Origin of the sequence: Streptosporangium sp. NPDC006007 (assembly GCF_040614315.1) — a bacterium.
GTDB lineage: Bacteria > Actinomycetota > Actinomycetes > Streptosporangiales > Streptosporangiaceae > Streptosporangium.
In genome coordinates, this window is sequence record NZ_JBEXUG010000043.1 from 1 (window position 1) to 19,455 (window position 19,455).

16 protein-coding genes and 1 pseudogene are annotated in these 19,455 nt (G+C 64.6%); 7 read left to right on the plus strand and 10 right to left on the minus strand.

All coding sequences use genetic code 11. The features are described 5' to 3' along the window. Positions 1-153 precede the first annotated feature (153 nt). The 5 genes from ABZ194_RS25385 to ABZ194_RS25405 form a co-directional block, all read right to left on the minus strand. Positions 154-975: an integrase gene (locus ABZ194_RS25385; protein WP_355599512.1), complete on the minus strand. Its 822-nt coding sequence runs from the start codon at positions 973-975 to the stop codon at positions 154-156. Position 976: 1 nt separating this feature from the next. Further along, complete coding sequence (locus ABZ194_RS25390) at positions 977-1,852, minus strand: sigma factor-like helix-turn-helix DNA-binding protein (RefSeq protein WP_355599513.1); 876 nt, start codon at positions 1,850-1,852, stop codon at positions 977-979. Positions 1,853-1,998: 146 nt separating this feature from the next. Further along, positions 1,999-2,271: a hypothetical protein gene (locus tag ABZ194_RS25395; protein ID WP_355599514.1), complete on the minus strand. Its 273-nt coding sequence runs from the start codon at positions 2,269-2,271 to the stop codon at positions 1,999-2,001. Then, a complete protein-coding gene (locus ABZ194_RS25400) occupies positions 2,268-2,675 on the minus strand; it encodes an ATP-binding protein (protein WP_355599515.1) in 408 nt (135 codons plus the stop codon). The genes ABZ194_RS25395 and ABZ194_RS25400 overlap by 4 nt, the downstream gene beginning before the upstream one ends. A gap of 81 nt (positions 2,676-2,756) precedes the next feature. Then, positions 2,757-3,611: a helix-turn-helix transcriptional regulator gene (locus ABZ194_RS25405; protein WP_355599516.1), complete on the minus strand. Its 855-nt coding sequence runs from the start codon at positions 3,609-3,611 to the stop codon at positions 2,757-2,759. A gap of 440 nt (positions 3,612-4,051) precedes the next feature. On the opposite strand from ABZ194_RS25405, the gene ABZ194_RS25410 reads away from it, so the two are divergent. Then, positions 4,052-5,071 carry an IS630 family transposase gene (locus ABZ194_RS25410; RefSeq protein ID WP_355599517.1) on the plus strand — a complete coding sequence of 340 codons (1,020 nt, stop codon included), beginning with the start codon at positions 4,052-4,054 and terminating at the stop codon, positions 5,069-5,071. Positions 5,072-5,164: 93 nt separating this feature from the next. On the opposite strand, the gene ABZ194_RS25415 is transcribed toward ABZ194_RS25410, so the two are convergent. The 3 genes from ABZ194_RS25415 to ABZ194_RS25425 form a co-directional block, all read right to left on the minus strand. After that, on the minus strand, positions 5,165-6,430 hold the full coding sequence (locus tag ABZ194_RS25415) for a hypothetical protein (protein ID WP_355599518.1): 1,266 nt from the start codon (positions 6,428-6,430) through the stop codon (positions 5,165-5,167). A gap of 185 nt (positions 6,431-6,615) precedes the next feature. Beyond that, positions 6,616-8,400, minus strand: a complete 1,785-nt coding sequence (locus tag ABZ194_RS25420) for a Helicase associated domain protein (RefSeq protein ID WP_355599519.1) — start codon at positions 8,398-8,400, stop codon at positions 6,616-6,618. A gap of 716 nt (positions 8,401-9,116) precedes the next feature. Further along, on the minus strand, positions 9,117-10,106 hold the full coding sequence (locus ABZ194_RS25425; protein WP_355599520.1) for a DUF4238 domain-containing protein: 990 nt from the start codon (positions 10,104-10,106) through the stop codon (positions 9,117-9,119). Positions 10,107-10,196: 90 nt separating this feature from the next. Here ABZ194_RS25425 and ABZ194_RS25430 point away from each other — a divergent pair. From ABZ194_RS25430 to ABZ194_RS25440, 3 genes and pseudogenes are all read left to right on the plus strand, one after another. After that, positions 10,197-10,541, plus strand: a pseudogene (locus ABZ194_RS25430) (Imm21 family immunity protein); the annotation flags it as partial. A 461-nt stretch (positions 10,542-11,002) separates the two neighbouring features. Continuing rightward, a complete protein-coding gene (locus ABZ194_RS25435; RefSeq protein WP_355599521.1) occupies positions 11,003-12,208 on the plus strand; it encodes a methyltransferase domain-containing protein in 1,206 nt (401 codons plus the stop codon). 102 nt (positions 12,209-12,310) lie between these two features. After that, positions 12,311-12,499: a hypothetical protein gene (locus tag ABZ194_RS25440; protein WP_355599522.1), complete on the plus strand. Its 189-nt coding sequence runs from the start codon at positions 12,311-12,313 to the stop codon at positions 12,497-12,499. A gap of 39 nt (positions 12,500-12,538) precedes the next feature. Here ABZ194_RS25440 and ABZ194_RS25445 read toward each other — a convergent pair whose 3' ends face one another. Together ABZ194_RS25445 and ABZ194_RS25450 are read right to left on the minus strand one after the other, a co-directional pair. After that, a complete protein-coding gene (locus ABZ194_RS25445) occupies positions 12,539-13,417 on the minus strand; it encodes a DUF3037 domain-containing protein (protein ID WP_355599523.1) in 879 nt (292 codons plus the stop codon). Beyond that, complete coding sequence (locus ABZ194_RS25450; RefSeq protein ID WP_355599524.1) at positions 13,414-14,229, minus strand: HipA family kinase; 816 nt, start codon at positions 14,227-14,229, stop codon at positions 13,414-13,416. The genes ABZ194_RS25445 and ABZ194_RS25450 overlap by 4 nt, the downstream gene beginning before the upstream one ends. Before the next feature lie 800 nt (positions 14,230-15,029). On the opposite strand from ABZ194_RS25450, the gene ABZ194_RS25455 reads away from it, so the two are divergent. From ABZ194_RS25455 to ABZ194_RS25465, 3 genes are all read left to right on the plus strand, one after another. Beyond that, positions 15,030-16,061 (plus strand): conjugal transfer protein, encoded by a 1,032-nt coding sequence (locus tag ABZ194_RS25455; RefSeq protein ID WP_355599525.1) that lies wholly within the window; start codon positions 15,030-15,032, stop codon positions 16,059-16,061. A gap of 155 nt (positions 16,062-16,216) precedes the next feature. Further along, positions 16,217-16,486 (plus strand): hypothetical protein, encoded by a 270-nt coding sequence (locus ABZ194_RS25460; RefSeq protein ID WP_355599546.1) that lies wholly within the window; start codon positions 16,217-16,219, stop codon positions 16,484-16,486. A gap of 47 nt (positions 16,487-16,533) precedes the next feature. Continuing rightward, positions 16,534-19,221: a TcpE family conjugal transfer membrane protein gene (locus tag ABZ194_RS25465; RefSeq protein WP_355599526.1), complete on the plus strand. Its 2,688-nt coding sequence runs from the start codon at positions 16,534-16,536 to the stop codon at positions 19,219-19,221. Positions 19,222-19,455 lie beyond the last annotated feature (234 nt).

Sequence of the window (19,455 nt, forward strand, 5' to 3'; positions counted from 1 at the left end):
CCGCGCTGAGCTGGATCTGCCGACTCACATCCAACCCGCTCAGGCCTGGCCACCGCGAGCAGCGACCCGGTGAACGTTCCCGGTCACCGCACTAGAGGGCTATGCGGCAACGGTGGGTCGGTGATGGCGAGCGTCTAGAGGGGATGATGTGTCCTAGGAAAAACTCCAGAACACAGCTGTGGCATCGTCATACGCCTTGCCCCGAGGCCACCGGGAACCGTCCGGGTCACCGCGTTCGGCCTCACGGGTCCGGCGGATCAACTCCTCAGGACCGGATCCGTCCAGCAGATCGAGAACCTGCCGCCAGGTGGCCAAGCCGAACAGATCGACCAGCCGGGAGGCCCCGTCGCTGAGCAGCGCGGCGGCCCGCAACCGATCAACCGGGACGCTTCCCGTCAGGGCGTGCTCGGCCGCCAGCGGGTCGGCGGCGGCGACCCAGAAACCGCCCTCGCGGTTACGGTGCTCGCGCAAGGTCTCCACATACCGGCGAAACGCCTCGGTGTGCTCAGGGCTTCCGCTTCTCAGGTCGTCCATTCGCGCCCGGTAACGCGCTCCGATCCGTTCCACGCGGTCGTCGCAGATCACGATCGGCTGTGCCGGGCCGGTGTCGAGAACCACAACGGAGTCGGCCAGCACCAGCCACTCCACCGCGTCTTCGGTGCGGCGCAGCATCGCGACCGTGGCCGAGGGGGACCCGGCGTGGGACAGATCGCAGGTGAAGTCATGCAGCGAGGCGACGGTCCTGATCGCCTGGGAGAGGATCTCGGCTAGGGGGCCGGTGTTCTGGGTCACGGCGGCCAGCAGGGTGGAGCCGAGGGTATGGGCGTACCAGGCGACGCCGTGAGAGCAGCCCGACTCCAGGCCCGCCGGAGTGCCGGCCCCGTCCACGACGACCACCGCGTTGGAGGTGACCCCGGCGAAGTCCTCGTTGGGCCGAGCAGGGGAGGCGGGTTCGGTGGCCAGGCGGAGCCGCATGTCAATCGTCCTCGCGATCTTCCCTGTGGTCTTCTTCGTGGTCGTCTTCGTGCCGGTAGAGCGGGGCGACGAGCTGTGTGCGGACCGGTTCCCCGGTTTCGGGGTCGTATGCGACGCTGACGACGGTGGAGAAACGCCGATCACCGACCTGGCCCCACAGGGTGGCGATCTCGGCGGCGAGCAGGTCGATCACCCCCAGGGAGCCGTTGGGGTGGATACCGGCGATGGCCAGGAACGTGCCGTTACCGTCCGGGCGAGGCAGCCGGCCCAGATAGGCCGAGTCGGCCGGCTCCGGTGGGGTGGTCTGGCTGCCGGAGCGGTAGACGGCGCCGGTTCGCCTGTCGCGCAGCAGCCAGCCGAGGTCATCGCGCTCCCACCGGATGACCGGGTCGGTGTCGTAGGCGGCGCGCATCTGCTCTGACATGCGGGGGCCGCAGATGACGAGCAGGCCGGGCCGGTTGAGGTCGATCTTCCCGTCGACGGAGACGTTGTCGGAGGCCACCGCGAGGCCGAAGGAGCGGGCAAGGTCTTCCAGCCGTTTTCCCGAGCGCATGTCGTCCAGGGTGAGCATGGGCCGGTTGTGTTCGGGGTCCAGCCGCAAGGGGGTCACCACGGTCACCGCGCCGGTGCCGAGGAAGGCGCCCTCGGGAGCCGGGCCGGTGTGCTTGATCTGGTGGATGCGCCCGCGCGACAGCCCGGCCTGCTCAGCGATCTGAGCGTAAGAGACGCCTTGGGCGTGGAGTTCCTGGATAACGCGGCGGCGCAGCCGGGCGAGCTCGGTCACCTCCTGCTGCGCGGCGTTGAGCCGTTCGGTCGCGGCCCGGATCAACCGGTACGGGTCGTCGATGGCGGCGATCCGCTCAAGGTCACTCGGCACGGCTACATCCCCTCGGTGATACTCCGCCGAGTCTAGACCCCTAGACGATATGCGGTCGATCGCCCAGAAGAGTACAGATGTGAGCCTTTCGCCGGTGCTGGGGCTCGTCGCCCGGATCGCCGAACGTTTCCTCGGCACACCCCGGGTCATCGCGCCTGTCCTGTCAGCAGCGCCGCCCACAGCTTCCGTGTCTCGCCCTCACGGCCTCGGGAGGTCTCGGCGACGGTTCGGTGCGCGCCCTGTACGGTGCGGCGGATGAAGAACTGCCCGCCCGCCGAGCACAGCTCGTAGACGACCGACCGGCAGCCACACGTCCAGTCGAGCACCCGGCACCGCTCACCGAGGCGCGGCCTAATCCAGGCCAGCCGGGCAGGGTTGGACTGCGGCACGGGCAGATGGGAAGACAGGCAGCCGCTCATCGCGGGGACACCTTGTAGGGGGCCAGGTCCATGGAGGCCCACACGATGCGCCCGCCGGAATCTCCGGTGACGCCCCAGTTCATCGCGAGTCCGGCGACCAGTGTCAGGCCGCGCCCGCCCTCCCCGTCCAGCGGCGGGGGAAGGGGGCGCGGGATGCGGGGGCCGCCTTGGTCCAGGACGCCGAGCCAGACCTTGTCGCGGTCGATCTGGATGGAGACGGTGAAGCAGCCGCCGAACCGGCCGCTTGCGGAGTGGCGGACGGCGTTGGTGGCCAGTTCGCTGACGATCAGTTCGGCGTCGTCGACCCCGGGCCATCGGCGAAGGAAGGCGGTGACGAACCGGCGGGCCTCGGCGATGGCCACGGGGGAGCCGGGGAAGGTGCGGGACATGCGCCACGGTGGCATGGCGAGCTCCGATGTCTAGGGGGCTATACATCCAGGCTGCCAGGGTAAGAGTGACACTCCAAGTATCTCAAGGCATTCGACTTATAAATAAGTCTCTTCGTTGAGGCGGGTCGCCAACTCCTGATAATCCGCCCCGACCTGTCCCAGAAGATTCCGCAGCCCCTCGCCGTACACCGCCACCGCCGCGAACGCCTCGAAGATCTCCATATGAGCGGCCAGCTCGTCCGGCCCGCTCAGTGTGAGATCACCGGTCAGGCTCTCCACCACACTCACCGCACCGTCAAAGACCGTGAACCCGTGCAACGGAAGAGCCGGAGCCTCCACCGACCACGGCACCACCCCCAGCCGCACGCAAGGAAGCGTCGAGATCTGAACCAGCCGATCCAGCTGAGCCCGCATCAACGCCGGCGACCCCGGCCAGGTCCGCACCGCCCCCTCCGCCAGCACAAAGCAGAACTCCCGCCCCGACTCAAACAGAACGGCCTGCGCCCCCACCCGGACCGCCGCCGCCCTGGCCACGTCCTCACCATCGACATCCCGGCCGAAGGCCAGAACAAGCCGCGCGTACTCCGCCGTCTGCAACAACGCCGGAATCATCCCCGACTGAAACGACACCACCCGACGAGCCGACCGCAACCGGGCCGCGTTCGCCGACTCCTTGCCGGCCAACCCCCCTTTGAGACGGGAAACCTCATCGCGCAGCCGCGCAAGCAAGGCATCCAACTCCCCGCGGCGCACCTCATCCAGCCCCAGGGCCTCGGCCAGCCGATCAACCGTATCCGGGACGGGAAGAAGCTGCCCCGTCTCAATCTGAGAGATCGTCGGCTGAGTCACCCCAGCCCGCAGCGCCAGCTCCTTACCCGTCAGCCCCGCATCCTTACGCAGCCGACGCAGCAACCCACCCAACACCCGAAGCCGATCCCGACGATCCTCCACACCCAGCGTTCTACCAGCCACCCAACTGCCGGAGGCCGCCCATCCGGGATCACTGCCGAATTGTTCTCATGGGTATCAAGGCGGCGGCGCGGCGCGCCGCCGCACGGCCCGCCGCCCGAACGCCGCCCGAGCGTGCGGCGTGGGCGCCGGTCTCGGCCGGCGGCGGGACCACGGGCCGCCCACCGCACGGAGCCCCCGCCGTACCAAGCCGCACCGCCGACCAGGGATGCGCCGCCGCAAAGATGCAGCACGACGATCGCCATGCTATGGCCGGCCATCACACGGGGTTGGGGGCGATCGAAGGTCTGGGACTTCGTTCCTCAGCCCCAGCCCACCGAGAGGCAAGATTTGGCGCAGCCGCGTTACGACCAGGAACGCCTTGATCTAATCCGTTCATAGGTTTCCGGACTCTTGCCGGTGTTGTATGCCACGATTGACGCATGGCGAAGTTGGGGCGGCGGGCCACCTTTGAAGAGCGCCTACGCGCGTGTCAGTTGATCGAAAGCGGCAAGTCACCGGATCTGGTCGCCGAGATCCTCGGCTTCGGTCGCGCCACCGTCTTCGAGTGGTTGCGCGAGTACCGCACGCTCGGCCCCGGCGGGCTGCGCACCAAGAAGACCCGCGGGCCGGCGGCCAAGCTGACCGACGTCCAGCTCGCCCGCCTGCATGCGCTGATCGTCGGTACCGACCCCCGGCAGCTGAGCTTCGGATTCGCGCTGTGGACCCGGGCGATGGTGGCCGAGCTGATCCGCCGCGAGTTCAAGGTGAAGCTGTCGCCGGTGAGCGTCGGCCGCGTCCTGGCCAGGCTCGGCATGTCCCCGCAGCGTCCGCTGTATCGCGCCTACCAGCAGAATCCGGCCGCGGTGGCCGAATGGAAGCAGCAGACCTTCCCGGCCATCGCCGCCGAGGCCAAGCGGCTGGGCGCGGTGGTGTTCTTCGCGGATGAGGCCGCGGTGCGCACCGACCACCACGCGGGCACCACCTGGGCGCCGATCGGCTGCACGCCGGTGGTGGCCGCCACCGGGGCCCGCCGCTCGGTCATGATGATCTCGGCGGTCAGCCCTCGCGGTGAGCTGCGTTTCCAGCTGTTCGACCAGGGCCTGGACGCTGATGCGTTCATCGGGTTCTGCAAGCGCCTGCTCGCCGATGCCAACCGGCCGGTGTTCCTGATCGTCGACAACTCCCGCGTCCACCGGGCCAAGAAGGTCAAGCGGTTCGTTGAGGACAGCCGGGGTCGGCTGTCGCTGTTCTTCCTGCCGCCGTACTCGCCTGAGCTGAACCCGGACGAGTGGGTGTGGAAGAACGTCAAGCATGACCGGATCGCCCGTGCCTCGGCGCGCAGCGTGGAGGAGCTCAAGACGTTGGCGCTGGGCGCGCTGCGGCGCTTGCAGAAGCTGCCCGCCCTGGTGCGGTCCTTCTTCGCCGATCCGCATCTGGCCTACATCGGGGAATGCCTCTGAAGAGTCCAGAAACCCATGAACTGGTTAGATCATCCTGCAGATGCAAGACCTGGATGGGGCCATTTTGGCATGGCTTTTGCCTAAGAGGTTGTGCTAGCTGCGCTTGAACATGTCCGAGATTTTTTGAACACCATCAAGGCGCTCCGCCGCCTGTGGATCTATAGCCAGAAGTAGTTGAAGCGCGGAGAACGCAAGACACGCGACTATTATTGGCTGAGAGAGCGGGCCCAGCAGACTTTCGAAATATGTCCATATAGCCAGGGCGGTTCCCGCGGGGATTGTTATCGCAAAGAACCGCTTTGCTGCTCTAGTAAATCGCCCTTGAGTGAGCTTGATGTCGGAAGCTTCTTCGGGCACCAATAACTTCCAGTTGCCTTCTGTGGCATCGACAAGCGCCTGTTGCAACGATTTGTTAACGTCGCGAATGTGCGTGCCGATGAATATAAATTGTAGTTGCCATCTTCTGAATGCGAAAGCTATTCCATTTGCATGAGAAGCGATCTCATATCCGGCAATGCCGTAATGGCGTCGCATAAGTCGAGGCCATGGTCCGCTCGCTATTCTAGATAATTCAACGCATTTTCTGTCGAACCATTCTCGACGGCCGATCAGAACCGATTCGTGTGCGCTAGTCCTGTGTGCCAGGCTACTGTCTAGCTTGCTGGCTAAGTCAAGTAGTCCCATAAGGATAAGCGCTGAACAGTATTCGGCCCTATAGGTCAATATTCTAGGGTCGATGTGAGTGGTTATGAGTATATTGAGGCGGAGAAACAGATATATCAAACCTATGAGACTTGCAGCGCTCAACGTCCAAATCATTCCATATGAAAATGAGTAGATTGCTATCTGTTGAGGTTTAAGTGTTAGAGATGGGAACAGTTCTGCCAGGAACGCCGGAGGCTGGAGTGTGACTGTGTTCCAGGCCGCTTTAGTGGAGTCTTGGAATATGTGAAAACGCCAACTCATATATATGGCTAGAGCTGTGCCAGCTAATTGGGCTAGAACGGTGCCTCGATGGCGCTGTCTAAGGCGGATGGTGGCGAGTAGCTCTAGTGCAATGAGGGCGCAGAGGGCGCCGAACACTCCACTACCATCTAAATTTGGCGGCGGCAAAAAGCTGTTTATCATGAAGAAGAGGGCTGCTAAAATCGCTGCAGCAATGCTTATCTTAACGCGTGGTTTAGACTTAAGTGCGGCGCGCAGTGGGGGAAAGTAGTTCTGTGCTTGATAGGACCGCGCTGCGTCAAATATTACTGGCCTCAGTCTGTCTATTGTATCGGAATCAATTTCACTGAGATCTTCGAAATCTGAAATGCGTTTGTCGATTGCAGCGTAGAATTCGCGGCTGTAGTCGCCCAAGAGAGTTGAGTACTCTCGGCGGGTTGCGCTCGCTGCACGTCCGATTTTTCGCAGGACAGGTCGCACCTTTTGCTCCACATGGTAGGGGGATTTCCTGTACATACTCGGAGCACGCCGAGGATCTCGCAAGCCTTCTAACTACTTCTAACGCAGGATCTAGTGCCGTGACGCTTTTTAGGCACTCTCTAGTTCCATTCCTCGCCATACTGTGCGAGCAGCGCCCTGAGACGCTGGGCTCGCTCGTTGTCCTGTCCCCGCAGCTTGCTCCTGTACTTGTGCTTCCACTTTGCAAGAGCATGTTCGTGCTCATCGCCGAGTGTCAGGGAAGGCTTGAGGTGGCCATTTGCTTCTCCAAAGGCAGCTAGAGCAGCGATTTTGGAGTTCCAGGCGTCCGCATTCTTGCTCCAAGTCCAGCCGGGAAGAGATTCCAGCTTCTTGATCTGTTCGACAGGCAGCTGAGGTCGGCTGGAACGCCAGTTAGTGATCCACATACCGATCTTGTGTCCCTCCCATACATCTTTGTCCTTGATGCTTGCGAGAGTGGTGTCCAGTTGGCGGCAGTAATCGGAGAGCACATCGATCTGCTCGTCGAAGCGACTGTCACGCGGTGTCCAGCACCAACCCGGAATCTTGTCCATCGCCTGGATCTGGTAGGCCGGAAGGTCTCGCCCGTCGTTTAGGAGCTTTCTGCGGCGCTCGCGCAGCTTTTGGGCCCACCTTCGAGCGGGCCGGACATCGGCATCGGGGTGACGCTGACCGGTGCCCTGCCAGTTGAAGGCGTACTGGTACTGATCGAGGCCCTCCCAGAACCTTCCGCTTTGCACGTCGAAAGTCCAGGAAGGTATAGCTGTGAGATGTTTCTGGCGCTCCTTGGAGAGCGTCCCCTTCCGGAAAGAGGCGCGCTGTGTGTAGCACCAGGTGCGCAAGTCAACGTCTTTGAGGAGGATCCCATAAGGGATATTGCAGTGACCGAAGTACTCGTGGAAGCTGACTAAGATCTTATACATCCGATCCCACTTGTCCTCAAAAGTATCGGATTCGGCTTTGGATGTGGGGTTTCCAAGGCGATCGATGATCCAGCTGTCCGACAGGTTCTTGGCTTGGAGGCATCCGGCCCGGCGATAATCCTCGGCAGCATCTGCGGGAATGTAACCGAGGTTGGAGAGGTGGGTGATCACAGTGGTCGCGACGCGGTAAGGATGGGCATCCTTGCCAACGGTAACGTCGAAGACGGGGTCAATTTTGGTGAGATTGTGTTCTCGGACTCTAACCACTGCCCAACCCGCCTCCCTGAGGTGGCCGGTTTTCACCGTGTCGCGCTCCAGTCTCCCCGGGAGACCATGACTGTAGGCGCCGTCAAATTCGACTATGAGACGCACCGAGTGATCCGCGATGTCAACTTCTTTCGCCCCTTCGCCGTCGACCTTGATCTTGTTGAGCTCAGGCGAGATGGTCAGGAATCTACTGAGCTCAGCCTTGAGCCTCAGTTCGGGCCGCGAGGTGCGAACGAGGTAACAGTTAGGACAGCCAGTACCTTCCCGGGTTGCGCTGCCGGCCCGATCTGAGACTGACGCTGGCCAGGACGGATGCTTAGGATTGTTCAGGCAATCCCAGATGATGCGCTTGTTGCTGGCTATCGACACCAGATCGGGAGTGAGCGGAAGGTTCCTCTCCTTGTTCCAGGAGAGGATCAAGTCTGGACGTAAGAGGGATAAGCGGTTGGCGTTCGTGACGTTCGTGCCGAGCTTCTGACTGCGAGGGCATTCTGGGCATTTCGCGGGGTATCTCGAACGAGTGCGCGTACTAATCAATGCTTCATAGGAATTGTGACCCTCTGGGCATTTCCACCACCGCTTCTGTCTGCTTGAACTAATCGAGAACTGGTCTGGTGTGAAGGGGAAATTCTTCTCGTAGTCCCAGTCTGCGGCCACATCCGGGTGACACAGCGAGAGACGATTCGCGTCGGTCATCCTCGCCATAGTGGACCCCTGAGCAGCATGTGAGCACTGGTTGCTAGCTTCGGAGCGGTCTTGCTTGTCAACCGGACGCCCCAGCGAGAAGGGTCGCATGAGCTACTGACAATTTGAATGCGGCGACGGACCCTCTTTGAGGCCCGGCGAATCTAGGCACGGGCTGCTTTCGCTGCCCGCGATGGTGCCGAACGGGCTGGCTATCCCAGGAAGAACACGGGCGCAGGCCGCTTCCACCTTCGGGCGTTGCAGGTCGCTGATCTCGCCCCCGATGATGATCCGCTGTGGAGTCCGGACCGGCTGACCTCAGACGTCCTGGAAGCTCTGCCCTTGGGCTTAGAGCAGGCAAGGGCTTGGGTGATCGATTGGTGCACCCGTCCTCGACACGAGATCTTAGCCTTACGCATGTGTAAGAATATCCCCGGCCCAATGGAGTTGATCCCGGATCGACTGGCGGTGGGTCCGGTAAGAACTCAGATCGATCCCTGGTCGGCCCTTCAACCTCACCTGCCGTGACGTGCAATATACGTGCAATGATCATGGTGGCGAGAGCGGTGCAGAGATATAACACCGCAGGTCGGAAACCGTGCCATGCCGGGGACGGGCATGGCCTGTAAAACCGTCGGCGTCGCTAGCCGAAGCTTGGAGCCCCTCCATGCCTTTTGTCGATGTATCGAAATGACCTCACCTTAGGGTGAAGATGAACAGGTGGCTGTCTAGACTTCTGTTGAGCGATGTTTTGGTCGGTACCGGCAAACTTCTCTAACGAACTTCTCCGTTTCGCTATCTGGCCTGAAGAAGACATGTCGATTAGCGGCGATGGCCTGTAGCTTATTCAGATCATCGACCTTGGACTTGGGAATAGAGCCAATCAAATTATTGGGGCCAAGGGCGATTAGATGCTTAGGGCCAATAGGTAGAACGACAGTGTGCGCGTCTCCGATGGCCATGTTGTAAGTTCCGTCGTGGCGCATCGTAATTGCAGGATTGTCGCCGATAATAAAAGCACCCGATTCGGGTGCGATGATCTCAATTTTAAATTTGGCTAGAAAGAATCGAATTTTATCGAACATCTCCTCAATGTTGTTTCGAAATAACCTTCCACTCTTATGGTCTTTAGTTGGAGTGGAGTTTTCCATAATGCGATCGAGGTATGCCCCCAGGGTGTGTGGTCCCGGCAAATGCAAACCCGTCTCGCGCAATGCTTCGACTCGCAATAATTCTTCATTATTTCGTAGGAGGGTGGTTCGTAGTCTTTTATAGACGTCAGAGAAAGCGTTGTGATGGACCTTGTGGTAGCGATGAGAACGGACCATATGCACTGCAATCAGATTGCGGAGCGTTTCGGCATGTTTGGGATCGTTGAATACCGTTCCGTCATGCACGGCCATGAGCGTAGGCGGAACCTCCTGCTCTACCCTTCCCCATAGATTTTCCGCAGAAGCCGATTCGATTCTTACGAAGTCTTCAACCCAACCGCATGCGCGAGGTGACTTTGGCTTCTGGGAACGTTCTGGATAATCTAGATCAAATTTGATCAACTGTAGGCCGCTGCTCTTGGGTCTCGGTACGGCGAACTGTTTCAACAGAACTTGAGACACCACATGCTGCCTGGACACATGCTGAATTCCGACGGTTGCCGGCGTGCCTCCAGCGGATGCACCTTGTGAGGTATGAGCGGCCGCCTCGTCTTTTTTGGCAGTCACGAGCTAATCCTGCCAGATGCGGTCCGATGGCCCAGCCGATTTCTGTAGGTCCAGCGGTTTTTGTGATGGGGATGCAAAACCGTCGCTGGCTACATCGGTTTGATCGATGTCGGACCGGACAAGGCCCTTGTTCTCGGTGACCATCCCGTCGACACCGCGTTCCTGTCCGAATACAACCTCTTTGTCCGATGGGTCGCTACGGACATCCTTCAGGCTGCTACCGAGGTGGTCGGTTCTGCGCAGTGGGAGGAGGAATTGGTGTGGGACATCAGAGGAGCCATTCTTCTCTTCGACTCCGTCCACGGTCATGCCTACATCGACGTCGAGGAACATCTTAGGGTGGACCTTCCACCAGGGCGCTACACCGTCCGTGCCGCTTATGCTCAGACCGAGGCCGCCTACATGGTGATCGTTCAGCTTGTCCAGCAGATCTGATCCTGTGGGATATGCGCGGGATGATCTTCCAGTCCCTATGCTGGAGCACATGTATCGCAGCAGCTCAGGGCCGTTGTCGAGGCCAGGAACGCAGTCCTCTTGAAAACCGCTAGGGCCGGTGACGGTCCTCGTGGGTTCGAATCCCGTGCTCTCCGCTGAAAAGGCAAAACGTCGAGAGTCGGTCTCGGTGTCCACATCCAAGGGGAAACGCCCGCTCAGCGGCTCCTCAGTGAGAACGGAGGGGGATCGGCGATGTATGAACCTATCGCGGAAACGTCTACCAAGCCCCTCTGTATGACTCTACGCTTACGAGTGAACGCTCTACGTCAGGAGTCAAGTGGGGAGAAGCGCATGGGAACACATGAAGGTCCCCGCAAGCCACCCCCGAAACCCGTAACGCTGCCGAAACCGCACCCTGACGGCAGCCCGCCACCGGGGCAGCACGAGAAGCCGACGCCGAAGTGACCTCCGTCGTAAAAACACCCTGGCAGGAATTACGAGAACTCCTGCTGAAGACCGGGACGATGGCGCCGGACTGGGCGCGGGCGGGCGACGCGGTTCCCCGACGGGTCTTTCTCCCCGACCTGATGTGGCCCTTCGACAACGACCTCGACATCCCCGTCTCCAAGACGGCCGACCCTGAGGCGTGGAGCCGCTGGGCCGATTCCAACGTCCCCATCACCACCCAATGGGACGATGGTCACCACACCGGGACCGCGCCCGGCGAGTGGCGGACCAGTTCCAGCTCCACACCCAGCCTGGTGTTCTCCATGTTCCGGGACCTGTCGGTGTTCGACGGCGCGAGAGTGCTGGAGATCGGGACGGGGACGGGCTGGTGCGCCGGTCTGCTGTCGGCCCGGCTGGGTGAGCGCAACGTCGTCTCGGTCGAGCTCGACGAGGCGGTGGCCGACCGTGCGCGCGAGGCGCTGCACGCGGCCGGATGGCATCCGGAGGTCGTCACCGGCGACGGCCTGCTCGGCTGGCCGAACCGGGCACCGTACGATCGGATTCTGGTGACCGCCGCTGTCCGTGACGTGCCCCGGGCCTGGATCGACCAGGCCCGGCCCGGCGCCGTCATCGTGATGCCCTGGGGCACGCGCTACAGCTATCGGGACGCCGTCGCCCGCCTGGTCGTCGCCGACGACGGGACCGCGGGCGGACGTTTCACCGGGCCTGCGGGGTTCATGCCGTTGCGCTCCCAGCGCCTGGACTGGCCGCGGCACACCGATTACATTCCCGGCGACAACTGGCCCGCAGGCACTCGTGAGTCGGTGACCAGGCTGGCCGCGTCGTCGGTTGTTCCGGAGAACTCCTACGCCGCCGCCGTGTTCGTACTCGGGCTGCTGGTCCCCGACTGCGTCCACAACCACGGCCGTGCTGACGACGGCACGCCTGTCATGTGGCTGTACGGGCTGGCGGATCGGTCATGGGCGGCGGTGTACTTCTACGGCGTAGACGGCCGCTCGGTCTCCCAGGTGTATCAGGGCGGTCCGCGCAACCTGTGGGACGAGGTGGAGGCTGCCCACGGGTGGTGGGTTGATCGGGGGCGGCCGGGACATGAGGAGTTCGGGCTCACCGTCATGGCGGACGGGCAACAACGCGTGTGGCTGGGTGATCCCTCCAACCTGGTCTCCCGCATGACGGCCGGGCCCGGCGGGACGCGGTGAGGACGCTCTCTCCCATCGAAAATCTCGGCGGGGGACCTCGCCTTCAGATGATGGGGAATGCCGTCCTTAACGGCCCGGTCTCGTACACGCGGGGGCTGGTTGGTGACCTGTGTACTTCTCGTCGAGGATGACATCGTCGGCCCCACATCCGCGGGGTTGGTTTCCGCGCCGCGCCGCCACGGTTGGGGGCGGTCCAGCCAGCCCCGCGTCTGCGGGGTTGGTCTGCTCGGGTACGGCGCGGCCCTTAACGACGTCGTGGTGCTGGCAGCCGACCTGGAGCGCACCGGCTGAACCCATGGCGAAGCGCCCCACTCCCACAGGTGGGGCGCTTCACCCAGCCGACTCCAGACCCTTTACCAGCATCTCGGCGCGGGCTCCCACAGCGTTGGCATCATCCAGCGAGTGAACCTGCGCCCCCAGACCGGCGAAGATCTCTTTCGCCTCGTCGAAACAACGCTCCTGCGACGCGGTCTCCGGTGGCATGACGACCACCTGTAGATCCACCGCCGCGTCGATCGTGCTGATCTGCCGGGTGGCTGTGTCGATCACCCGGGCCTCTTCGCCGCCTCGGAGCCGATCCAGTGCGTACCCCCATGCCTTCACCTGCATCGACACCTCATCGAGGCTGGATCGCCTGAACGACCATGCCTGCGTCAACTGCACCGCGTGCCCATTGGCGATCGCGAAGTCCACCGTGTAGTTCACATGAGCGCCCACGAACACCTGGGGGCGCTTGCGGACCAGTGATGGGTCGATGTCCACGCGGCGGTATACGTCTCGGAGCTCGCGGGTGATGGCGTCTTTGTTCATTGAGACCTGACGGGGCTGGGGCACCGGATCAATGATCATGTGCCCGAATATGAGTTCCAACGCTTCCTGGGCGCTATTCGCCAGGATCGGTGCCGGCGGGCTGAGCTGGACGATATTGCGGTGATCGTGGTGCAATCCCCGCAGCCACTCCTCGTCGAGGATCTCACTCTCCAAAGGCGTGCGCTGGGCATCGATCATCGTCTCCAGTCGCAGCATGAAACCGCTTGCGACGTCCAGCACGGCGACGGGGGCGAACCTGCGGATCCGGTCGGTCCTGCTGAGCTGGCGGATTCCCCAGTCTCCAGTGACCGGATCTCCCGCTATCGCCCCGTAGTTGACAAACTCGCCTGTTTGTGGATCGGGGAGACATCTGATGATCGAGTAAATATAGCGACTCATCTGGACTTAACCTCCCTTCCAACCAATGCTCGGATACGACTGGCGACAGATGGCGCCCGGTATTCAAGGAACCAGCCGAGCGCCTCCAGATCGCCGTTACTGACTGGCCACGATGCTGGCACGCCACACAGGATGTTGACGAGAGCATCGCGATTGATTTTCTCAAGGGCCACCGACACTTCCTCAACCGCCTCCTCGTTGAGGTCGCGCGGAACGTCGGGGAGCTCGTTGGGCTCGTCGGCACACTGGACCAGGTACCGCCTCTCCCAGCATCCGTCGTTAGAGGGCAGGTAGAGGCCGTGGTCGTGGCTGTAGACGCTCTCGTCGTTGTCGAGGTCGTACAGCCATTGAGGATCACCCCCAAAGCACCAGTCCCACAACGCGTAGACGCCCGCCTGCCGCCGCCGGTTGTCGTCGCGTGTGCGTGACTCCAGGGCATACCGACGTTCAATGACTTTGGACAGTGCGAGGCTCGCGTGGGCCAGCCCTGCCTGGAGGTGTCCTTTACCCAACGGCCAGCCGGCCAGTTCCTCGGGGATGCGGATGAGGTTGCTTTCGCATACGGGTGCGTTGATCAGCCGTCCGACGTTGGACACGATGTGCTCGATGGCCACGGACATTTTGGAGTGTTGTGGGCATGTGTCGATGCACTTGACCCAGTATCTTCGGCCGTCATCGGCGGCAGCCAGGAACGGGCGCGCGAAGCTGTTTCCACCTGTCGACAGGAGAGCGGTCATCCTCAAGTCGTTGAAGTCGTCGTTCCGATCCTTGATGAGACCGTTCCAGTCTTCCAGCTCAACCAATGCGACCACTTCTCGTAGTGGAGTGGAGGGGCCCCGCCTTGGAGCACCTTAGAGCAATAGCGGAATCGCGGTGTCAGGTTTTGTCGGATAGAGACAGGTGGAAGGGATCTGCGGTTCAATGTGGATTGCGGACTTTGCTGTTATATCGGGCGGCCTGTAGCTCTTTACTCTTTTTCATGAGGTTTTTGGGTTGGGCCACCGGTGGGGCCGTGGACGAGGTGTCCCGGGCGATGACGACCTCTGAATGCCCGGCCTGCGCGACGTGCGGGCGGCCGGGGCTAGCCGGGGCTATGGGTGTCAGGCGCGTCACCGACGCACTCGCTTCGCGGGCGGACCGAGCCTGTCCTCTCGGCGGTGCCGCCACGGAGGCGTTCGCTCCGGGGGGCCGGGGCGAGGATGATCGAGCCGGCGCGGCCGTCCTTCTCGGTGGGGGTGTCGTCGGCCGGCCGGGGAGGGGGCGGTCTTGGCCAGGGGCGTTCCGGGGTTTGGTGACGCTGGGTGATGGGTGCTTCGGGGTGAATGTGCAGGTCGCGACAGTCACCGTGCCGTTTAGACAGCAATGCGTGGCGTTTGGGTAATCAGTTCACCTGCTGGCCAGGCGTAATGTGCTTTTTCGCACTGCCTGCCGGGATGGGCCCCCTGCCAGGCTCCAGACACGGTTTGCTCAGTAACCACGATGCCTGCAGCATAGGCGTGGCTTTCCTGGAACAATCGACAGGGCGGTTAGAGTAAGTGCTTGACCATGGTTAACGGGGTCGGGAGTAATACGACACCGCGTCAGCCGGGGGATTGGCGCGAGCGGAGGCAAGATGGCTCGAAGGTCAACCGTCCGTGATCCTCGGATCACCGGCGACCCTGAGCTGTCGGCATACCCGGGGTCACCGCACGACCCCGAGTTCGACCGCGCTCCGGCCCAGGGCCGGGGGACGCCGTCCCGGGCTCGCTGGTCCGGTGGTGGCGGGCGCTGGCTGGTGTGGACCGGCCGTGCCGTGCTTTGGGCGCTAATAGTGGTCATCGTGGTGAACGGGGTCCGTGCACCTTTTGAGCGCTTCACTCAGCGGAGCGGTTCGGGTGGGGCGTCTCCCGTTTCCCCCGACACCGGATTTCCCGTCACCCGGGCCACCTCTTTCGCCGGCCAGTTCGCCGCGGTCTATCTGAATTTCGAGGCCGTCCGCTCACAGGAAAGGGCGGCCAGGCTGGCTCCCTACCTGCCCGACGGCGCCGAGCCGCAGTTCGGCTGGGACGGGCTCGGGCGGATGGCCGCCGGCGCGGTGCAGCCGTACGGCTCGGAGGTCGTCGACGAGGAGAACATCGTCGTGACGGTGGCCTTCCAGTCGGGAAGCCGCCGCCAGCTGCTGTCCGTGCCGGTCTTCTACGACGCCGGAGCGGACAGGTTCGTTGTCTCCGGGCGTCCTGCGATCCTGCCGGCGCCGAGGCCGGCCGATCTGCCTCCGGTGGGCGCGGGCGAGAGGGACGACGCCGCCGAGGCCGAGCTCCGCACGCCCCTGGCCGACTTCTTCAAGGCGTACGCCGCGAGCGACACCGTGTCCCTGCAGCGTTACGCCGCGGCCGGGGTCACGCTGGAGGGCTTCGGCGGCGCGTTCACCTTCGTGAACCTCAAGGACCTCGCCGTTCCCGCCGGTGGTGGCGCCACCCGGGACGTGACCGCGACGGTCGTGTGGGGGGTGCCCTCGGGGGCGACCCCGTCCGCCAGCCCCAGCCCCTCCGACCCGGGGAACATGGGTGGGAAGCTGGAGCAGTCCTACCGGCTCACCGTGGTCAAACAGGGCGACAAGTGGTTCGTCAAGGACATCCGAGGCGCGAAACGGTCTGTGGGGTAACACATGATCGAATGGTGCCGGTTCACAGTGAGCAGACCCCCCCTGGTCGGCGATCCGGCGTTGGGCGGGTTCGAATATGCGCGTCGCGAGCCCGTGACCCCCCGGGGCGCGATCACAAGCACGGAGGACGAGAAGTGATCTTGAAGACCATCCTGTTGAACGTGATCGACCTCGCCCAGCCAAGCACCCCTCCGGCGACCGTGAACACGCAGGGCCTAGCCGACTTTCTCCGTAAGTTCTTCGGCCCGCTCTTTCTTGTGATCGTCTCCGTTGTCGCACTCTTCTTCCTCTTCACCCGTGAGATCACCAGGTTCATGCAGTTCATCATCCTGGCGATCGCCATCGGAGTGATCTTCTACGTGCCCAACATCATCGAGGTGACAGCCAAGGCGATCGCGAGCGCGCTGGGCATCACGGGGGGTTGAGACCGCCTCCGAGCGGTCAAACAACGAGTGGCGGAGAGGAGGAGCGCGTGGACCTGCCCACATATACCAATATCTGGAGGATTGAGAAGCGGCTCTACAAGCTGTACGACCTACGGCTGCCAACGCCGCTTCCGATCGTCTGGATCGGTGTGTTCGTGGGTGTGGTGGCCCCGTGGTCGCTTCTGCTCGCGTTTCTCGGCCTGCCCTTCGACGCGCCGTGGCACGTGCTCTACCTCGTACCGCCCGGGATCGTCACCTGGCTGTCCACCCGCCCGGTGATCGAGAGCAAGCGGCTCACCGAACTGCTGCAGTCGCAGGTCCGTTACGTGGGCGAGCCGCGCACCTGGTGCCGGATGGCCCCCGCGGCCGAGCCCTCGGAGATCACCCTGGCCGGCAGGGTGTGGCGAGCCGCCCCCGAGCCGGTCGCCGAGACCCGAGACAAGCTCGCGGGCAAGGTTGGGCGCAGGGCCCGGTACGGCCAGGGCGGGCGGGCGGCGGCACCCTCTGGCGAGGTCCGTCCCGCCGTGGCCGCCGCCGTCGCGGCGGCCACCGTTCCCACCGTCCGTGAACGCGCCCGGGGTACGGCCCCCGCTTCCCGCCGGGGCACCGCTCCGGCCCTCGGCCGGTCCGTTGCCGCCGAGATGTCCAGGGGCGTGGCCTCCACCGAGCCGGCTAAGACTCCGGTGCCCTCGGCAGGGTCCCTGCCGCCCTCGGCCGGGTCCGTGCCGTCGTCTTCCGCCGAGTTTGTGCCGCCGCCTTCCGTCGGGTCTGTGCCGCCTTCCTCCGCTGGATCAGCGGCCCCGGCCTCCGCCGGATCGGCGTCCTCCGCCACACCTGTTACCTCGGCCTCCGCCGTACCGGCCGATCGGAATCCCGCGCCTGCGGCCTCGACGCCCGCCGTAGCGGCCACCCGGCCGGATCCGGACTCGGCCGGTACCGCTCCCGGTGCTCCCGGCCCGAGCGCCGCCGCGCCGAGTGTCGCCGTGCCGAACGTCGCCGCGCCGAACGTCGCCGCGCCGAGTGTCGCCGCGCCGAGAACTTCTGTGCCGAGGACAGCGGCTGTCCCCGCTGAGACCGAGGCGTCCGCGGCCTCGAAGGCTCCGGACGCTCCGATCGGCACCGAGGCGCTGCGGCGGCTGCGCAGGCTCGCCGCCTCCGCCGAGGTTGAGCGCGCCGCCTCGTTCCGGGCCGAGCCCATCGCGCCCCCCGCGCCTTCGAGGGCTCCCAGGATCCCCGGGACCTCCAAGGCTCCCGGAGGCGCCGGGGCGCCGGGGACGGCAGTGCCACCGACGGCCGCGCGTCGTTCCGACGGCCCCGACCCCGCCGGACGGTCCTCCGCGCCGAGGTTCGTCGGCCCCGCCCCGGCTGGACGGCGTGCCGCCGAGCCCGTGGGGAGGGGAGCGGACAGTTCACCGGGGGACGTCCCGGCGACGGAGGTGCCGGCGGATGTTCAGCCGGAGGACACCCCGCCGGGAGACGCGTCGTCGAGGGACGTGCCGGTGAGTGATGTTCCGTCGCGTGACTCCCGGGCGGGTGACGTGCCGGTGGGAGGTGTTCCGCCGGGGGACGCGCCGGTCGGGGAGACTCCCGCCATGGTCGAACAGGACGCTCGGGCCCAGCATCGCAGGGGACAGCCCGCACCGGCGGCGCAGTTCGCCGAGCAGCGGCGGGCGCGACCGCAGGAGCGGCCCACCGGGACACCGGCGGGCGTCTCGATCCGGGCGGTTCCCTCAGGTCCGGCCACCCCCGATCCGGTGGCGCCCGCGGTGCCGGTGCCCCGGCCGGCCCAGGCCGAGACCAGGGTCCGCCGGGTGGAGTCGGTTGTCGGCAGGGATTCGGCCGGTGGCTGGCGGCGGCTGGCACAGGTGGTCATCGGACCGGGCGGCGGGAGCCGTACGGACGGGTCGGAGCTCGACGAGGCGCGGGCCAGGGCGCTGTTCAGCGGCAGCCGCCGGGTGGTGGTGCTGGGCTGCACCGGCGGCGCCGGGCAGACCACGACCGCGCTCATGCTCGGTCACACCCTCGCGCGTTACCGCGAGGACAGGGTTCTCGCGGTGGACGCCAGCACCGGCGCCCACGCCCTGTCCCGCCGGATCGAGGCCGAGTCGCCGGAGACCCTGACCTCCCTGCTGGCCGGTCTCGACAACGTCCACGGCTATCTGGGCATGCGCGCCTACACCAGCCGCTGCGCCTCGGGCCTGGAGGTCGTCGCCGGGGACGCCGACTCCGGCGCCGAGCAGCGGCTCTCCGACCGCACGCTCTTCTCCGACCGGCGGCTCGGCAGGACCATGGACATCCTGGACCGGCACTACCGGCTGGTCGTCGTCGATCCGGCCGCGGCGCTGGCCGCCCGGGTGCTCCCCTACGCCGACCAGCTCGTCCTGGTCGTCCCGGCCAGCGAGGACGGGCCGGACGCGGTGGCCATGACCTACGAGTGGCTTGACGGGCACGGCTGCGCCGACCTGCGCCGGCGCGCGGTTCTCGTCGTCAACGGGGTGAGCCGCCGGAGCATGGGCGACGTGGAGCAGGCCGAGGCGGTCGCGCGTGGCCGGTGCCGGGCGATCGTGCGGGTGCCCTGGGAGGACGAGCTCGCCCCCGGCAGGTCCGAGCGGGTGGAACCGTCCCACCTGCGCGCACCGGGGCGCCGGGCGTATCTCGCGCTGGCCGGGGTCGTGGTGGCGGGCTTCGGAGCGGTGCAGGCGGTTCGACCGAGCGAGGAGGAAGTGGCCCAGTGATCCCCCGGGCGCGAGGAGCAGCGGTGAACGGGCGTAACGAGGTTCTCAGGTGAGCGCACGCGGCGAGCGGACCGGCGGTTCCGGCGGCCAGGCCGTACGAGCGCCGGCCGTGCCGACGTCGGCCGTACGAGCGCCGGCCGTACGAGGGGTGACGGTACGACCGGTGACCGCACGAGGGGCGGTCGCACGGCCCGCGGCTGTACGGCCGCCGGCCGTGCGAGAGGTGACCGTGCG